Source organism: Phyllobacterium sp. UNC302MFCol5.2 (genome assembly GCF_000686005.1).
Lineage (GTDB): Bacteria > Pseudomonadota > Alphaproteobacteria > Rhizobiales > Rhizobiaceae > Phyllobacterium > Phyllobacterium pellucidum.
Genome location: NZ_JMLL01000010.1, coordinates 907,642 through 925,680 on the forward strand (window position 1 = coordinate 907,642; position 18,039 = coordinate 925,680).

The 18,039-nt window shown below is 57.6% G+C and carries 15 protein-coding genes and 1 tRNA gene; 12 read left to right on the top strand and 4 right to left on the bottom strand.

The window, feature by feature from the left end:
• Positions 1-30 precede the first annotated feature (30 nt).
• A tRNA-Gln gene (locus BR48_RS0106400) sits at positions 31-104 on the top strand.
• Between the two features lie 652 nt (positions 105-756).
• On the opposite strand, the gene BR48_RS0106410 is transcribed toward BR48_RS0106400, so the two are convergent.
• Positions 757-1,872 carry an NAD(P)/FAD-dependent oxidoreductase gene (locus tag BR48_RS0106410; RefSeq protein ID WP_027230537.1) on the bottom strand — a complete coding sequence of 372 codons (1,116 nt, stop codon included), beginning with the start codon at positions 1,870-1,872 and terminating at the stop codon, positions 757-759.
• A 6-nt stretch (positions 1,873-1,878) separates the two neighbouring features.
• On the bottom strand, positions 1,879-2,178 hold the full coding sequence (locus BR48_RS0106415; protein ID WP_027230538.1) for a hypothetical protein: 300 nt from the start codon (positions 2,176-2,178) through the stop codon (positions 1,879-1,881).
• 426 nt (positions 2,179-2,604) lie between these two features.
• On the opposite strand from BR48_RS0106415, the gene BR48_RS0106420 reads away from it, so the two are divergent.
• Both BR48_RS0106420 and BR48_RS0106425 read left to right on the top strand, forming a co-directional pair.
• On the top strand, positions 2,605-4,050 hold the full coding sequence (locus BR48_RS0106420) for an oligosaccharide flippase family protein (RefSeq protein WP_036813423.1): 1,446 nt from the start codon (positions 2,605-2,607) through the stop codon (positions 4,048-4,050).
• 37 nt (positions 4,051-4,087) lie between these two features.
• Entirely contained in the window at positions 4,088-5,083 is a 996-nt protein-coding gene (locus tag BR48_RS0106425) for a glycosyltransferase family A protein (protein ID WP_027230540.1), read from the top strand.
• 23 nt (positions 5,084-5,106) lie between these two features.
• On the opposite strand, the gene BR48_RS0106430 is transcribed toward BR48_RS0106425, so the two are convergent.
• The gene (locus BR48_RS0106430) at positions 5,107-6,312 is read right to left on the bottom strand and encodes a polysaccharide pyruvyl transferase family protein (protein ID WP_027230541.1); all 1,206 of its coding nucleotides are present in this window, start codon (positions 6,310-6,312) and stop codon (positions 5,107-5,109) included.
• Between the two features lie 305 nt (positions 6,313-6,617).
• Between BR48_RS0106430 and BR48_RS0106435 the strand changes: the two genes are divergently transcribed.
• The 5 genes from BR48_RS0106435 (at position 6,618) to BR48_RS0106455 (ending at position 13,210) form a co-directional block, all read left to right on the top strand.
• The gene (locus BR48_RS0106435; RefSeq protein ID WP_027230542.1) at positions 6,618-7,814 is read left to right on the top strand and encodes a glycosyltransferase family 4 protein; all 1,197 of its coding nucleotides are present in this window, start codon (positions 6,618-6,620) and stop codon (positions 7,812-7,814) included.
• Between the two features lie 124 nt (positions 7,815-7,938).
• Positions 7,939-9,309 (top strand): glutamate-1-semialdehyde 2,1-aminomutase, encoded by a 1,371-nt coding sequence (locus tag BR48_RS23970; RefSeq protein ID WP_051614617.1) that lies wholly within the window; start codon positions 7,939-7,941, stop codon positions 9,307-9,309.
• Positions 9,302-10,630, top strand: a complete 1,329-nt coding sequence (locus BR48_RS0106445) for a DUF4038 domain-containing protein (protein ID WP_036813431.1) — start codon at positions 9,302-9,304, stop codon at positions 10,628-10,630. The genes BR48_RS23970 and BR48_RS0106445 overlap by 8 nt, the downstream gene beginning before the upstream one ends.
• Positions 10,631-10,791: 161 nt before the next feature.
• The gene (locus BR48_RS0106450; protein WP_027230544.1) at positions 10,792-11,862 is read left to right on the top strand and encodes an SDR family oxidoreductase; all 1,071 of its coding nucleotides are present in this window, start codon (positions 10,792-10,794) and stop codon (positions 11,860-11,862) included.
• 46 nt (positions 11,863-11,908) lie between these two features.
• Positions 11,909-13,210 carry a DUF4910 domain-containing protein gene (locus BR48_RS0106455; protein WP_027230545.1) on the top strand — a complete coding sequence of 434 codons (1,302 nt, stop codon included), beginning with the start codon at positions 11,909-11,911 and terminating at the stop codon, positions 13,208-13,210.
• 5 nt (positions 13,211-13,215) lie between these two features.
• Here BR48_RS0106455 and rfbC read toward each other — a convergent pair whose 3' ends face one another.
• A complete protein-coding gene (rfbC, locus tag BR48_RS0106460; protein WP_027230546.1) occupies positions 13,216-13,755 on the bottom strand; it encodes a dTDP-4-dehydrorhamnose 3,5-epimerase in 540 nt (179 codons plus the stop codon).
• 330 nt (positions 13,756-14,085) lie between these two features.
• Here rfbC and BR48_RS0106465 point away from each other — a divergent pair, with 330 nt between their 5' ends.
• The 4 genes from BR48_RS0106465 to BR48_RS0106480 all read left to right on the top strand — a co-directional run bounded on the left by BR48_RS0106465 (position 14,086) and on the right by BR48_RS0106480 (position 18,008).
• The gene (locus BR48_RS0106465; protein ID WP_036813433.1) at positions 14,086-15,381 is read left to right on the top strand and encodes a class I SAM-dependent methyltransferase; all 1,296 of its coding nucleotides are present in this window, start codon (positions 14,086-14,088) and stop codon (positions 15,379-15,381) included.
• Entirely contained in the window at positions 15,378-16,190 is an 813-nt protein-coding gene (locus BR48_RS0106470; RefSeq protein WP_027230548.1) for a sugar phosphate nucleotidyltransferase, read from the top strand. Before BR48_RS0106465 ends, BR48_RS0106470 begins: the two co-directional genes overlap by 4 nt.
• Entirely contained in the window at positions 16,187-16,846 is a 660-nt protein-coding gene (locus BR48_RS0106475; RefSeq protein ID WP_027230549.1) for a PIG-L deacetylase family protein, read from the top strand. The genes BR48_RS0106470 and BR48_RS0106475 overlap by 4 nt, the downstream gene beginning before the upstream one ends.
• A gap of 370 nt (positions 16,847-17,216) precedes the next feature.
• A complete protein-coding gene (locus BR48_RS0106480; RefSeq protein ID WP_027230550.1) occupies positions 17,217-18,008 on the top strand; it encodes a response regulator transcription factor in 792 nt (263 codons plus the stop codon).
• Positions 18,009-18,039 lie beyond the last annotated feature (31 nt).

Genomic DNA, 18,039 nt, shown 5'->3' on the forward strand with positions numbered 1-18,039 from the left:
GACCCGCACCGGCCGCTGCCGGTCGGCTGTTGGGGAATAGGTTAACGGTAGACCCACGGACTCTGACTCCGTTAGTCCTGGTTCGAATCCAGGTTCCCCAGCCAACTGATTTCAACACATTTTCGGATAATTGCATCGCCAGGCTCACACACGGCTCGCGCACCACGTCTGTGCGATCTCCCCTGAAGTGAGCGCGCCATGGGCAGGCATGCAACCCGACCAAAACGGCTGGCGGCACGGGCATCGGCGATGCACTGTTCCTACATTTATTGAAAGCTAAACAACTGATTGGCCCTTCGCCTGGCCCAACGAAGTTGACCCTATCGGCGCGTCGGAAGCCTGCTGTAAGTCAATAGTCGAACCGTACACAGGCGAGTGAGCGGTGCCGTCGTTATTGGCGCTACGCATACTTATCACTCTTGCGAGTTTGGGCAGGAGGCCATCGCCGCGCTGCGCAGCAATTGCATGCATGCCCGTCAACAGATTCTCCATGGGCCTCCACTCCAGCTTCGATATGCCTTACCGTTGCACTCGCTCAAGCAGCGTGCCACCCGATTCCTGCGCATGCGGGGAATTCAACCTGAGCAAACTGCGAGTTACCGCCGCAACGGCGATGGACAGCGCGGCTTTTACCCCCCGCTCCGATAACCGTTGCCGATAGAGTGGCAAGCGTGGCTTGGATAAGAACGGGCGCTGCTGCCTTGCTGCAAATACGTTTGAGGGGTGCGCCGTATCCGGCTTCCCAGCCAACAGATTTCAGGAAATTTCTATCATTTTCGAGACATGCCGCGCGATGGCGAGGCAGGAGGTGAGGCCAGGGCTCTCAATACCGAAGAGATTGACGAGGCCGTTCACGCCGTGCGTTTCTGGACCTTCAATGACGAAGTCTGAAGCGGGCTCACCATCGATCATCAGCTTCGGCCGTATTCCGCAATAGGCCGGCTGCAAGGCATCGTCCGCAAGATCCGGCCAGTATTTGCGGATTTCGGCGTAGAACCGATCGGCGCGCTGCGGGTCAACGGAATAATCTATCTCTTCGACCCATTCGACGTCCGGCCCAAACCGCATGCGCCCGTCGAGATCAAGGGTAAGATGCACGCCAAGCCCTCCCTCCTCCGGCACCGGATAGATCAAATGCTTGAAGGGCGTCCTGCCGGGTGCCGAAAAGTAGTTTCCCTTGGCATAGCGGGCGCGTGGAACGAACCTCTGCGGCAGGCCGGCAATCGTTGACGCCACGGCCGGGGCGTCGATACCGCAGGCGTTGACGAAGATCGACGTGTGCAATTCGTAGCGCCGGTCGTTCTCGACGCCGATGGTCTCGAGCCGCAGCCCCTTATCATCGACCTCACCGCCCACTACTCTTGTGCCAAAGGCGATGGCTGCACCGTGGTCCTGCGCGTCGCCAAGCAGCGCGAGCATCAGTCCATGGCTGTCGATGATGCCCGTCGACGGCGAAAGCAACGCGCCATTGCAGGAAAGGTCCGGCTCCCGGCTTTTGGCCTCCGCTGCCGACAGTTCGACAAGATCGTCAACCCCGTTGGCGCGAGCGCGCGAGGCTATCGTCGCCAAAGTCCCGATCTGGTCCTCGTTGGTTGCGACGATCAGCTTGCCGCAGCGCTTGTAGGCAACGCCGTGACTTTCGGCGAAAGCATAGAGCGCCCTCCTCCCCGCAACGCAAAACCGCGCCTTGAGGCTATCTTGCGGGTAATAGATGCCCGCATGGATGACCTCGGAATTGCGTGAGCTGGTCCCGGTACCGATGGTTTCCGCCCCCTCGACAACGAGCGTCTCGATGCTGCGCATCGCAAGTTCCCGGGCAATCGCCAGGCCGATGACACCGCCGCCAGCAATGACGCATTCGACGCGTTCCAACGTTTTTCAGTGCCTTCCATGCGTTGCGAGCGGAGCAAGCTTGCGTTCGAGGCTTTGCAGCGTTTCCATGATCTGCAGCCCGACCCGTTCATAGCATGGATAATGCAAAAGATGCTCGTTGTCCCAATCGGCAGGCGACAGGCCGTGGGGGCAGCAATCCTGGGGCGCGGAGTTCTTGAGTTCTGTAAGGTATTCCTGGACTGAAAAGGAGCTCGGCGGCGTGCCCGTTGCCACATGCATGAAAAGTGCACGCAGCCAGAACTGGGTGGCCATAAGTTCGATGCGTATTTGTTCGTCTTCGATCATGAAAATTCAGATCCCGCCGCAAGGGTTTAAAGCCATCTAACTAAAGACCTTTTTGTTATTGATTGATAATTCGGCTTGACGGATAGAGGACGCATCCAAAAGCGGACTTTCTGCATGCCCGCCACGGCAGTATTATAGCCGCGGTGCACGTTCGACCAATGTCAAGTGGCGTCTCGCTACATCCGATTGATCGCGCGGTCAGCCAGAATTCGCACTGCTTACTTCAAACGGCTTAGCGTGCGCTATCTCATTAGGCATCTTAAATGCCGTCCCTGCTGCAGTTACCTTCGTTGGATCACGGGAGGCAAATCATCTCCTATTGCTGTGCGATCGCAAAACAATCAACAATCAATGCCCTTCGCACATGCGGCATCGAAGCGACATACAGGAGCGCATCAATTGGGCACAGTACGCCGGGCTTTTTTCATGGCGACCTTGGAGCAATATTCCCAAGTGATCGTAAGCTTGGCAATGATCGCCGTTCTTTCGCGTCTGTTGGACACGACAGCAATCGGTATTGCGGTCATAGGCCTCGGAATTGGTACGATTGCGTTCAATATCCGCGAGTTTGCCACCTCGGAGTATCTCATTCAGCGCATCGACGTTTCGCGTGAGGATATCCGCACCGCTTTTACGCTGATGTTCGGCACATCGCTTCTTATCTGCTGCGGCCTGTCTGCCTTTGCCCCCTGGATCGCGGAGTTCTACTCTCAGCCGGCCCTGAAGATGTTCATCATTATTCTGGCATTCTCCGGCGTTATCGATTCGTCCGTCAGCACCATCGCCGCCTTGCTGAAGCGGGATATGCAGTTTGGAGCGATGACCCGGATCAACGCCCTCGGCGTCATCACCAATGCCGCCGTCACGGTCACGCTGGCCTGGTTCGATTTCGGCTTCATGAGCTATGCCTGGGGTACGCTGGTTTCCGCCTTGGTGCGGATGGTGCTTGCGTTTCACGCACGCCCCATTCTCTGGATGTATCGCCCATGCCTTAAAGGTTGGCGGTCCTTCTTCGTCTTCGGCGGTTACAAGGGGGCCTCGACCGTCCTCGACCGAACCTACGAAGCGCTGCCTCAACTCGTTCTCGGACACTTCATGCCGCTCACCGCAGTCGGCCTGTTCAACCGCGCCAATCTCGTATGCGGGCTCCCCGACAAGTTCATGCTGTCGGCGCTGTTCTCCATTGCCTTTCCGGCCTTTGCCGCTGAGGTTCGACAAAATCGCAGCGTAAAGGAAGCCTATCTCAGGTTGATCAGCTATATCACCGCCCTTTACTGGCCGGCTCAACTCGTCCTCGCAATCCTGGCTTACCCCATTGTCCACATCGCTCTCGGACCGGCGTGGGATGGGGCGGTGCCACTCGTCCAGCTCCTGTCACTGGCCGCGATATTCTGGTTTCCGAATATTCTGACGTTCCCGGTTCTTGTTGCCTTGGGCGCCAACAGGGAGGCATTCGAGGCGAACTTCATCGGTCGAGGTCTGGCGATGGTGGTTATCTGCGTCGCAAGCTTCTATGGCCTTTACGCACTCGTCTTCAGCCAGTTCATCGTCCTGCCCTTCCAAATGGCGATTTCATTGATCTATGTGCGCCGGCATGTACCGTTCGCATGGACTGAGTTCGCTGCGATACTTTGCAACAGCGCGCTTGTCACCTTCGGGGCTGTCATAGGGCCACTCGGCGTATTGGCGGCACACGGTTTCGCATTCGACCTGTCGATCGGCCTTGCGCTCGTCGCGACCCTCCTTTCTGCGGCCGGGTGGCTAACGGCACTCGTACTGACGAAACATCCTCTCCTTGACGAAATCATCCACATGGTCGAGCTGTTCATGCCCCGGCTGCTCGCAAACAGGCCGGGGGTACCCGCCGAATGATCACCTGGTACCGACATCCGTCTCATGGGTTCAATCGATGAAATCGGTCGATGTCGTCATACCGAACTATAATTATGCCCGCTACCTGCGAGGTTGTGTCGAAAGTGCCTTGAACCAGAATGTCGATGCAATTCGCGTGTTAATCATCGACAATGCTTCGACCGACGGCAGCCAGCAGATAGCGCGCGATATCGCAGCGGAAGATCCACGCGTCGAACTCCTGCTTCGCGAAAAGAACATGGGACCTCACGCATCATTCAATGATGGAATCGAGTGGGCCCAGTCGGACTATTTCCTCATCCTCTGCTCGGACGATCTCCTTGCCCCCGGGACCCTCGAAGACGCGGTCGGTTGCATGGAGGCGAACCCGAACGTCCACCTGACGCATGGAGCAACATTCTTCCAGGTCGAGGGCAGAGGCAGCGATATCGCGCCGAACATTGGCGCAAGGGCGCAGTGGACGATCAAGGATGGCCCGACTTTTCTGAAAGACATTTGCCGCGCCGGCCTCAATTACGTGAGTGGGCCGACCGTCGTGGTCCGTACGTCTGTCCAGAAGCAAGTCGGATACTACAACCCCGAATTGAGCCACACCGACGATATGGAAATGTGGATGAGATTTGCATTGCGTGGCTCGATTGCATCCACCGCAGCGGTTCAGGCCATCGCGCGGGTCCATTCGAACAACCAGTCTGCGACCGTTGGAAACATTCGCCAATGGAGCATTGAGTTTGAGGATGCTTACAACGCGTTCTTCAATGGTGTCGGCGCGCACCTCGACAATTCCGAGGAACTGTTGCGCACGGCGCGTCTTGCGCTCAGCGACCGGGCCTACTGGTCGGCCATCGCTCTGATATGCCGTGGCGAACCCGGCGGACGCCAACTTTTTGCCAGGGCCTTGCACTTGCATCCGGCCGCCGCATTGTTGCCACCCGTGGGATATCTGTGGAAGCGTGCTGGCGCCTGGTCCTTGGCCAAAGCCAGTATTGCATCGCTAACGCGGCGGATGACTGGAACTGCGATTGCAGATTGAAGCTCTGGCGGGCTACGCGCCGATCACCCGGCGATGACGCGATGTAGCAGGACGGCTTCCTGTTCAGCCAGCTTTTCTTGAAGCGAACGATTGACCCCCGCTATCTCTTGCTTGACGGCATCCATGTTGCCAAGCACCTGGTTCGTCTGCTGTTTGAGCTTTTCGACATCAAAGGTTTCGATGTGTTGGCAATAATGAGCCTGCCTGAACTGGGACAGCAGATAGTCGTTCTTTAGATTATAGCTCAACGAAATTGTCGGCCGGCCCGATTTCAGCGCACAGACCACGTTGTGATAACGTGAGACAACGACGATGTCCGTCTGTGCGATTTCGCTCATCAGCTCGTGCAATGAGCCCCCGTGACCGACCGCGATGCGCTCCATGGGAATATCGGGCCGTGTCGAGGAAATTGACTTCATCAACTGCTTTACGGCTCTGCCATCGCGCAGATCGCCGGTCAGAAGGCGTGCGTTATGTCCTTCGTCAATCAGCCAGCAAATATATTTCGTCAGTTTCGCAATATAGTTGTTGTGGATACGTTCGCCTTCCGCATTGTCTGCGTTCGCCTTTTTCCATCCATGGTAATCCATCACACCGACCCCGACGGTCGTGCGCGCCGTGTCTTTCGCGGGTACCGAGGCAGGCAAGGGAAGCCGAAAGGCGATGTCCGGATAGCGCAGGTCCGGCGTCACATCGAGCCCAATCCCCTTCATGTATTCCAGTGAGAAATCATCGCGATACGACCGGTATTGCGCCATTCTCGCCGCGGATTTCAAAAACCAGCGACTCAAGGGGTTTTCAATGGGACCCGCTCCAATACTGACGAAGGCGATGCGCGCATTTTGCAGACGCGCAGCCAGGCACCAGCGAAATACAACGAATGGCCAACCGAACGCGGTCTCCTGAAAGTCATCGAGAATCCCCGTGCCGGGGATGATCAGGACACTCACGCCGCGCAGTCCACTGATGACGGCATAAAGGCTGCCCAGCCTGCGGGGAAAATCCGCGAGCAACCGATTGAGCCTGTTGGACCAATTGCCTTCAAGCTTGACGCCGCCGATGCTGATTGCATCGACCTTGTAGCGTTCCGTGACCGCAGCTGGATTGGAACAGACGCAAAGCAGCGTGGCCTCCTGTTTGGAAGCACGCAGGAAATCGAGCATGGCTTCGAGCGAACCGTCATTGCCGGTGTTTCCGCTGCCAAACTGACCTAGCAAGCCGATTTTCATTCAAGCCCTCAATTGTACATTGCTCGGACCACCGATCGACGCGTACTCAACACCTGACCCACATTCTGTCGCGTGCCGCTGTTCGAACAAGCGGGGTCGATTGGGCACCGGATTTGATCTTGCTGCGCTGCGATGCAAAAAAACACATGGCTCTTGGAACACCGGGGGCACCCGAACGATGAAGGTGTTCCCCCAAAAGGCTACGGCATCTGCCCATCGCGGCAGGTACAGTCGCGAGCCAAATTGCCACTATTATTGCATTGTGGCCGGGCGATGTGGCGCGGACCCCAGCAGGATCAAGCGGAATGAAGTTCGCCTATTTTGTACGCCCGCATATCGGCGGAACCTACACGGTCTTCAAGCAGTTGCGCGAGGGGCTCGCGCCCTACGGCATCGAGGTCTGCTGGATGTCGATGGGCCAAACCGAAGCGCTGAAAGACCCGGAATGGTTCCCGGAATTTGCGCTTGGCACGTCAGTCAGTACGGATGGCCTGGCGAACGAGCGCGATCAAGCCCGCGCCCTCGCGGCTGCAATCGAGGAAGGAGGCTTCGACGGCGTGTTCATCAACGTCCTCAGCGACCGAATCCAGACCAACATCGCGCGCTACCTGCCGGAAGCGATCACGCGTATCATGATCGTGCACAACATCACCGCCGGCACCTATGCAGCTGCGGTCGCCGTGCGTGATCATGTGCATGCCGCAATCGGTGTTTCGGATCGGATCCAGTCCGATCTCGTCAGGACCATGGGTTTTGATGCAGACCATACGTTCGCCATTCCGCACGCAGCCGAGACCCGATTGTCGAGACTGCTCAATCGTACGCCGCGAGCCACGGAACCGCTTCGCCTCGTGTTCCTCGGCCGCGTCGAGGACGCTTCAAAGGGCGTATTCTGGCTCGCCGACATTCTCGACCATCTCGACGCCTCCATTCATTTGACCATCGCGGGCGATGGCCCAGACCTACAGGCGCTGAAGCTCAAGCTTGCCCGCCATGGCAAGCGTGTCACCTTTCTCGGAGCCGTACACCCGAAAGAGGTTCACAGGGTCCTGCTCCATCAGGACGTGATGATCATGCCGTCGCGGTTTGAGGGCTTTGGCCTTACGCTGACAGAGGCGATGGCAGTCGGCTGCGTTCCCGTCGTTTCGCGGATCCGGGGCGTTACCGACACGATCATTGACGATGGCATCAATGGTTTTCTCTTCCAGATCGGCAACAGCGCGGAGGCCGCTCGGATCATTACCGGCATTGCGGCAAATCCGGAGGCGGCGCAGCTCCTTTCCAGTGCCGCGCGAGACAAAGCGGAACACGTCTTCACCCTTGATGCAATGGCGCGTCGCTATGCCGAAGTCATCCGTAACGTCACGGCCGCGCCCCCCGAAATCGCGCCTCCGCTCAACTTTGCCGACTGGTCGTTCCCGAAAGGGCTTCGTCCGGGCCTGCGCACCTATATCCCGACTCCGATCAAGAACTGGCTGCGCGTCATGCGGGAAAGAACTTGAAGTTTAGGTCCCTACCCCTTTTGACGCTTGCTGCTGACTGAATTGCCGAAGTGAATTTTCCCGGCGCCGCCGTCATATTTGATCGTGGGAGAAAACGCCCGCGTCGTGGTTATGAGGTTAGCAAATGTTGACATTGATCGAGAGCTTCGAAAAATCGGACCAGTTGCGCGGGCCGGCGCATCACCTTATCCCGGGCGGCGCCCACACCTACGCAAAGGGCGATGATCAATATCCGGTGCTATCGCCTGGCTTCATAGCACGCGGGCTCGGCAGCCATATCTGGGACGTCGACGGCAATGAATATATCGAATATGGCATGGGCAACCGGGCCGTCGGGCTTGGCCATGCATACGCCCCCGTGCTCGAAGCGGTAACCCGGCAGTTGCAGCGCGGCTGCAACTTCGTCCGTCCGGCCGATATCGAAGTCGAATGTGCCGAGACCTTCCTTGAAACAATCCCGACGGCCGAGATGGTCAAGTTCTGTAAGGACGGATCGCACGCAACGTCAGGCGCGGTCCGTCTGGCACGAGCAGTCACGGGCCGGGACTATATTGCCCGCTGCAGTGACCATCCGTTCTTTTCGACCGACGACTGGTTCATCGGTACGACGGAAATGAATGCCGGCATACCGCGAGCCGTTCAGGAACTGACACTCGGGTTCAAGTATAATGACATTGCAAGCGTCAAGGCGCTGTTCGAGAACCATCCGGGAAAGATCGCCGGATTGATTCTCGAGGCATCGCGCGGGGACGATCCAGAAAACAACTTCCTGCATGAAGTGCGCAATCTTTGCCACCGCAACGGCGCGCTCTTCATTCTCGACGAGATGATCACCGGTTTTCGTTGGCATGTCGGCGGCGCTCAACAGTTCTATCGTATCGAGCCCGACCTCTCCTGCTTCGGCAAGGCACTCGGCAACGGCTTCTCCGTCTCCGCACTTGCCGGCAAGCGCGAATTCATGCGTCTCGGCGGGCTGGAAGAGACGGGCAAGCCGCGGGTATTCCTTCTGTCGACCACGCATGGGGCGGAAACGCACGCCTTAGCGGCGGCGATCGCCACGATGCGCATCTATCGGAACGAACCGGTTATCGAACATCTCTACGATCAGGGCCAGGCCTTGCGCGCCGGGATCGCGCAGGCGACGACGCGTCATGGTCTCAGCGCCTACGTCAAGGTAACCGGCCGCGCCTGCTGTCTGGCCTATGCGACGCTTGATCAGGATCGAGCCCCTTCCCAGGCATTCCGCACCCTGTTCCTTCAGGAAACCATCAAACGCGGCATCCTCATGCCGTCGCTGGTGGTGAGCTACACCCATAGCGACGAAGACGTGGCCCGCACGATCGATGCAGTTGACGGGGCGTTGGGCGTCTACAAGCAGGCGCTCGAAAATGGCGTCGAGAACTACCTCGTCGGACGCCCGTCCGACGTCGTTTTCCGTCGGTTCAACACCGGACCGGTCGCGCACCGCCAACTGGAACGTGCATCGAATGGCTGAATATATCCGGCGATGGGCATGCCTGTTGCTGGTGCTTTTTCCATTTACTAGCCATGCCGATCCGGTGGCATTTCCGCTGCGCGTTTCAGAAAATCACCGCTATCTGGAGGATGCCTCCGGCAAGCCATTCCTCGTCACCGGAGATGCCGCCTGGTCGCTGATTGGCGAACTGTCGCGCGAAGAGGCGGACAAGTATCTCGCTGACCGGCAAAAGCGTGGCTTCAACACGATCCTCGTATCGTTGATTGAACACCGTTTCAGCCGCAACGCACCGCGCAATTTCTATGACCGCGATCCGTTTCTCGCGAAGGGCGACTTCAGTCGGCCAAACGACGCCTATTTCGACGATGCCGACTGGATCCTGCAGAAAGCCCAGGAGCGCGGTTTTCTTGTCCTTCTCGTGCCGTCCTATCTCGGAGCAGGCGGCGGTGACGAAGGCTGGTACAAGGAGATGGCGGCCGCAGGACCGGCAGCCCTCAAATCGTACGGGCGCTATCTCGGCCAGCGTTTTCGAAAGTACAAGAACATCGTCTGGGTTCAGGGTGGAGACTACAACCCGCCAGACCACGTACTGGTCAATGCGGTCGCGGAGGGGCTGGCCGAAACGAATCCAGAAGCTCTCCAAACCGTTCACGGAAGTCCGGATACCGATATTCAGCGAATGTGGGCGGAGGCGAAATGGCTCAGTTTCGATACACTCTACACCTATGATGAGGTACAAGACAAAGCGCTCGAACGCTACACTTCCAATGCAAAAACCCCATTCCTGTTCATTGAAGGCGCCTATGAAGGTGAACACGATTCGACCGAGCAGAGCCTTCGCGAGATCGCATACGGCGCCCTTCTGGGCGGCGCCTGCGGCCAGATATTCGGCAACAATCCCATCTGGCATTTTTCCGGGCCTGGACTTTTCGACGCCAAGGACAGTTGGGAAGCGGCCCTCGGAAGCCGGGGAGCACAAAGCATCGGCTATTTGAAGCAATTCTTTGATGCGTTGCCATGGTGGAAACTCGAGCCCGAACAGGGAAGGCTTCTGGTGGATCCGGACACGCTGTTTCCAGGCACCGCGTTTGGAAGCATGTCGAAGGACGGTAGCCTCGCCGTGATCTATGTTTCAGGGCGCAGCGACGTCGCCATCAATTCGGCGGTACTTGCGCCCCATGCCAAACGCGCCCGCTGGTATGATCCCGCATCCGGCAAATATACGGATGCCGCCGAGCAGAAAACCCAGCGGCGGGAAACGGTAACATTTGAAGTTCCGGCTGCGCAAAATGCCGCCGGTTATACGGATTGGCTCCTCGTGTTCGAGGATCGCGGCTAGAGTCCGGTTCGGTGAAAGTGCAATCGGGCAAAAGGCGTAGAGAACCTCCCCAAAGTGTAGCCCTTGTTACACCCTGATCCACCGAACTCCTCTCTCGCTGTCGAACGCGCCCGGAAGTACCGTTTTTACAAATCGAACGTAAATTTCAAAAGGATTGGGACATGAAAGTACTCGTGACAGGGCATCGGGGTTACATCGGAACGGTCATGGTGCCTTTCCTGATGAAGGCTGGCCACGACGTTCATGGCTATGACGCCGAACTCTATCGCAGCTGTGGCTATGCGCCGGGCGGCTCGATCAAGGATGTTCCGGGGCTCTGCAAGGACGTGCGCGACGTCGAGGTAAGCGACCTGAAGGGGTTCGATGCGGTCATCCATCTTGCTGCGTTGTCGAACGATCCCTTGAGCAACCTCAATCCGGATATCACCTACGAGATCAATCACCGTGGTAGCGTCAAATTTGCCGAGACCGCCAAGAAGGCAGGCGTTTCACGCTTCCTCTTTGCGTCTTCCTGCAGCAATTACGGCAAGTCCGGCGAGGGCATGATCGACGAGACGGGCGAACTCAATCCGGTAACAGCCTATGGTTCGTCCAAGGTGCTTGCGGAAAAGGACATAGCCAAGCTTGCCGATGACAATTTCACCCCGACTTACCTGCGCCCGGCAACAGCCTATGGCCTTTCGCCGATGCTGCGCTTCGATATCGTCCTTAACAACCTTGTTGCATGGGCAGTGACCGAAGGCGTGATCCTCCTGAAGTCTGATGGTTCGCCATGGCGTCCGATCGTTCATATCGAGGATATTTCGCGTGCCTTCCTCGCCGCCATGGAAGCGCCGAAGGACAAGGTGCACAACGAAGCGTTCAATGTCGGCCAGTCGGCCCACAACTATCGCATCCGTGAAATCGCTGAGATCGTTTCAGAGGTCGTTCCGGGCTGCAAGCTCGAATTTGCCGCCGATGCCGGGCCGGACACACGCTCCTATCGCGTCAGCTTCGAAAAGATTGCGCGCGTTCTCCCGGCTTTCAAGCCGGTCTGGGATGCCCGCGCGGGCGCCGAGCAGTTGCACGCGGCCTATGCGACTTCCGGCCTGACGTTGCAGGAGTTCGAGGGACCGCGCTACCAGCGCATCGCCAATATCCGCAAGTCACTGGAGGAAGGTACGCTCAACGAGAGCCTGCGTCGCGTTCCGTCCTCGAGCCGACATCCTGCTCTGGCAGATGCTGTCGTCTAAACGCAAAGCGCATGACATGAACACATTTATGGTCTCGTTCGAAAACATGCGGCCGGCGGCCGACGCGGAAGTGGATGTGGGTATCCGCATCTACGCGCTGGCGGCTCGCCTCTACCCGATCTGCCGCAGCATAACGGGCGAGGGCGTTCGCAAGACATTGCAGGTCCTTGGCCAGCAGATCGACCTGACCCAGCACGAGGTTCCGACAGGTACCCCGGCACTGGACTGGACGGTGCCGCAGGAATGGAACATCCGGGGCGGTTATATCAAGGACGCCTCGGGGCGAAAGGTCGTCGATTTCGCCGACCATAATCTTCATGTCCTCGGATACAGCGCGCCGATACATCGGACGATGCCGCTGAGCGAACTCAAGGCGCATATCTACACTTTGCCAGACCAGCCTGATCTCATCCCCTATCGCACCTCCTATTACAGCGAACAGTGGGGGTTCTGCATGACTCATAACCGCTTCCTCGCCATGGAGGACGGGGAATATGAGGTCATGATCGATTCGCAAAAGGCCGACGGACATCTCACCTACGGCGAATATGTCCATAAGGGAGAGACCGACCGGGACGTGCTGCTATCGGCGCATATCTGCCATCCCTCGCTCGCCAACGACAATTGCTCCGGCCTCGCGCTGCTTGCCTGCCTGGCCAAGGCAATGCGCGGGCGCAAGACCCGCTATAACTACCGCTTCCTCTTTGCCCCCGGCACGATCGGGGCGCTTACCTGGCTAGCCCATAATGAGGCAAATGCGGCCCGGATCGATCATGGCCTCATCGTCTCCTGCGTGGGTGACGGCGGCGGACCGAACTACAAACGCAGCCGGCGCGGCGATGCCACGATCGACAAGGCGATGGAATATGTGCTCAACCGGGAAGATCGTAAGGGCACGATCAAGGATTTCAGCCCTTACGGGTATGATGAGCGGCAATATTGTTCGCCAGGCTATAATCTTCCTGTCGGCTTGTTCCAGCGCAGCGCGTTCGGCACGTTTCCGCAATATCACACGTCCGCGGACAATCTCGATTTCATCGCGCCTGAGCATCTTGCCTCGTCCTACAAGATGATCATGGAGGCAATCGATATTCTCGAACTGGACTGGACGCCGCTCAATCTCTTTCCCAAGGGCGAGCCGCAGCTCGGACGCCGCGGCCTCTATTCGGCGCTCGGCGGTGACAAATCCGCAGGCGAAACTGCCTTGGCCTATCTCTGGGTTCTCAACCTCGCCGATGGTCAGCACTCGCTGCTCGATATAGCCGAACGCTCAGGGATGGCCTTCAGCGATATCGTGCGCGCAGCGCAGCTGCTGAGGGAGAACGACCTTCTCGCTGAAGCTGCCTGATCCGGTCAGGCAGGCAATTTATCGAGGAGCGGCCAGGCCTGATCCTTCTCCGACAGCACAGTCGGTTCAGCTGGCCAGGCGATAGCGAAGGCAGGATCGTTCCAGCGGACGCCGGTCGAGGCCTGCGGATTATAAAATTCCGAGATCAGGTAGGCGACAACAGCATCCTCGGTGAGGGTCTGAAATCCATGGGCAAATCCCTTGGGGATATAGAACCGGCGATTATTGCTCGCCGTGAGCTCACAGGCGGTCCAGCGGCGATATGTCGGCGAGTTCGGACGCAGATCGACAATCACATCGAGGATCGCGCCGCCAATACATGACACAACCTTTACTTCGGCGTGCGGCGCGCTCTGGAAGTGCATGCCCCGCAGCGTGTGCTTCTTGACCGAATGCGAGACGCTGTGCTGAACAAAATTGGTTTCAAGGCCATGCTCGGCATATTCCGCGGCGCAGAACGTCCGGGCAAACGAGCCGCGCTCGTCGGATATCGGCAAAGCCTCGATCAGCCAGGCGCCATTCAGTTCTGTCTCGGTGAATCGCATGCTCAAGCCTCGCATCGGTTACGTTCCGCAAGGCCAATTCTGTCAAACTCTTTGCCCGCGCGAAACTCACAAATAGGGGTAGAATTTGCCGTCGGCTCTGGCGCCGACAAGGATCTCTAACCGCCAGTTTACGGCCGTTTTCCGTCAGATGCTGCCTCCGTTTGAACGACCTGATCCGCCTACGTTCCACCTTCGGATGACCCCACTGGTCGCATAGTCATATCGCCCCTGAAGCGCCGACGCCGTACCTTCTAGCCATGAACAGCAATGATCGGTCCGCCGGGAACGTCTCCTTTGCGCGGATCGTGGCCAGTGACCGGGAGCGACCGCATGAACATTCAAACCAGCACGCTTTTGTTGGCAAACCGCCCGAGTGACAAAGTTCACCATTGTCGCCTGTGCGGCACCGGTTTGAAGCACACCTTCATCGATCTTGGCATGCAACCACCCTGCGAAAGCTTCGTGCCGCGCGAACACATCGACTCGATGGAAGCCTACTATCCGCTGCACGTCTTCGTTTGCGAGGAATGTTTCCTGGTCCAGCTTGCTGAATATGTCAGCCCCCAGGCGATCTTCGAAGAATACGCATATTTCTCCTCCTACTCGACAAGCTGGGTCGCTCACGCCAAGAAGTACTGCCACCAGATGGCACGGCAGCTCGACCTCAATCGTAATAGCCTGGTCGTGGAACTGGCCAGCAATGACGGCTACCTGCTGCAACATTTTCTGCCGCTCGACATTCCAGTGCTCGGCGTCGAACCCGCAGCCAACGTCGCCAAGGTCGCGATCGAAAAGGGCGTACCGACGCGGGTCGAATTCTTTGGCGAGAACTATGCACGTGAACTCGTTGCCGAGGGCCTGCGTGCCGATCTCATCGTCGGCAACAACGTCCTCGCGCAGGTTCCGGACCTAAATGACTTCGTCGCCGGCATGAAGGTCCTGCTGAAGCCCGAAGGCGTCATTACGCTCGAGTTTCCGCATATCGAAAAGCTGATCGCCGAAAACCAGTTCGATACGATCTACCACGAACACTTCTCCTATTTCTCGCTGCTGACCATCGAGCACATGGCGAGGCGCCATGGCCTCAAGGTCATCGATGTCGAAGAACTTGTCACCCACGGCGGCTCGCTGCGCATCCATTTCGCTCACGAAGACAGTGCACGCGAGATACAGCCGAGCGTAGCGCGCGTCCGCGACAACGAACTGAAGGCAGGCCTCCACACGCTCAAAGTCTACACGTCGTTTGTCGAGCGGGCGCGCAAGGTAAAGCGTGAACTTCTCTCCTTCCTGATCAAGGCCAAGGAAGAAGGTAAGTCGATCTGCGGCTACGGCGCACCGGGCAAGGGTAACACGCTGCTCAACTATTGCGGCATTGGCACCGATTTCCTCGACTTCACCGTCGACAGGAACCCGTACAAGCATGGGCGCTATACCCCAGGCATGCATATCCCGATCGAACCTGTCGAAGCCATCGACCTGATGCAGCCTGACTACATCCTGATCCTGCCTTGGAACCTCAAAAAAGAGATCGTCAATCAAATGCGCCATGTCGCCGAATGGGGCGCGAAGTTCATCGTCCCGATCCCCGGCGTCAGCATCATCGATCCGAAGGAGTTGCAGCCATGAAAGTCGTCCTTTTCTGCGGCGGTATGGGAACGCGCATCCGCGAATACTCCGAGAACGTGCCGAAACCGATGATCCCGCTTGGCTCGCAACCGATCCTCCGGCATGTGATGCAGTACTATGCCGACTACGGTCATGACGACTTCGTCCTGTGCCTCGGCTACAAGGCCAATGTCGTCAAGGACTTTTTCCTCAACGTCCGGCCGCAGACCTTCTCGGACTGCGTGGTCTCCGGCAACGGCAATGTCGAACTCCTGGGCGAGTCGCAGAAGGATTGGCGTATCTCGCTGATCGATACCGGCATCTGGCGCAATATCGGCGAGCGCCTGTGGGCCGTGCGCGACCAGGTGAAGAGCGAGCCCATCTTTCTCGCCAATTACAGCGACGGCCTTTCCAATGTCGATCTCGACGACATGATCGCCAAGTTTGAGGCAAGCGGCAAGATTGGCTGCTTCCTCGCTGTCCGCCCGCCCCTCACCTATCATCTTGCAGACATTGCCGAAGACGGGCGCGTGCGCGAATTCCGTTCATCCGACCGCTCGGATATCTGGATCAACGGCGGCTATTTCCTCTTCCGCAAGGAGATCTTCGACTATATGCGCGAAGGGGAAGAACTCGTGCTTGAGCCCTTTACACGCCTCATCGCCGAGGACAAGCTGATGGCCTACAAGCATGAAGGCTTCTGGCGATCCATGGACACCCTGCGCGACTGGCAGTCGCTCCAGGAGATGGTGGAACGGGGCGACATGCCTTGGACGGCCCATGGTGCTGCGCGAGACGGAACGAATATCCGAGTGGTCAAGGCACTATGAAGCAACTGCCTCTGGCAAAACGCGGTGAACGCCTGTCGATACTTTGCCTCGGCGCCCATTCCGATGACATCGAGATCGGCGCCGGAGGCACTATCCTGAGCCTGATCGCGGATGGAGTGCTCGTCGATGTTCACTGGTGTGTGCTGAGCGCATCCGGGGTACGGGCACGCGAGGCCAATGATTCGGCTGTGTCGTTCCTGCAGGGCGCTGCATCCTATATGATCGACCTCGGCCAGTTCGAGGACAGTTACTTTCCCGATCAGAGCCGGGAGATCAAGCAGTGGCTGATGGCGCTGCGCGACCGTGTTTCACCCGATGTGATCTTTACGCATGCGCGCGACGACGCGCATCAGGATCATCGCGAAGTCAATCGCCTCACCACCAACGTCTTTCGCGATCATCTCGTGCTGGAATACGAGATCCCAAAATGGGATGGTGATGTCGGACAACCGAACACCTATGTGCCCCTGACCTCGAACATCATGGACCGCAAGGTGGAGCTGCTGTTGAAGCATTTCGGCACGCAGCGCTCCAAGGACTGGTTCGATGAACTGACCTTCAAGGGCCTCGCGAGGCTGCGCGGCATGGAATGCCGGGCCGCCGATCGCTTTGCCGAGGGCTTCACCGTTCGCAAGCTCGCGATCACATTCAAGTGAGCTTTCACGCTTGCAAACGGCAAGCCCACGATTCGGAGGCCATAGGCGACCGAATCGCCCTATCGGCACGCTCCTGCTGTGCGTAAATTGATTATCCTAAAGTATAAACCGTGTAATTAAGTAATTAACCCGTCCGATTCTTCGCATTTTTATGACTAAACACCGGCTAAGTCGAACTAATCCTGACTAGGCCTAGATCTGGGCGCTGCCTACATCGGCCCGATTGCCCCAATCGAATGAATTATTCGAGGATTAAAGACACCCCGAAATAATCGGCGTAAATTGAAAACCGTGAAAAGAAGTGCGGCTGGGCGTGGTTAACACGTTCAATATATCAACTCGCAACAAATATAAAAACTGGGGTAGTAAAATGGAGAATACGCATCCGTCCCTTATGGGGAAACTCGAGAATGAATCCTTTACCCGCGAAATCGTTGTAAACAACAATCAGCACCATCACGCAGTATATAGCAACGATCGCCATTTCCAAAAGTATCAGCCTGAAGATTATCTCGCAATCGTCGACAAACGCGCCCTTGAACGCGAATGTCTTGCTCAGGCTCTTCACAATCATCACATCGGTCTTAAAGTATATACATTCGGTAGCCTCGAAGAATGGCGCGCGTCAAAGCGAAGTGTTTCCCATCTTCGCGCTGTCCTGGTAAACGCCGGCAACCGCAACATGGATGATACCGATCTGACGGCGGAAATCAGCGAACTCGTTGCAACATTCGAGAGCGCAGCTGTCGTCGTCGTCGCCGAAAATGATGATCTCAACTATGTTCTGAAGGCGCTCGAAATCGGTGTTCGCGGCTATATTCCGACAACGTGCGGCATCGAGATCTGCATGCAGGCCATCGAGCTTGCCATTGCCGGCGGCAAGTTCGTACCGGCAAGCAGCGTCCTCGCACTGCGCAAGATGCTCGGCAACCGGAACGACGAATTCCGCCACATCGCAACCTCGTTCACGGCTCGCCAGTCGGCCGTCGCCGAGGGTCTGCGCCGCGGCAAGGCCAACAAGATCATCGCCTACGAACTGAACTTGTGCGAAAGCACGGTCAAGGTGCACATCCGCAATATCATGAAGAAGCTCGGCGCGACGAACCGAACCGAGGTTGCCTACAAGATTAGCGACATGATCCCGCATGAGACCAGATTCTGACCTGACCTGGGCCAGTTAACCGAAATCTGAA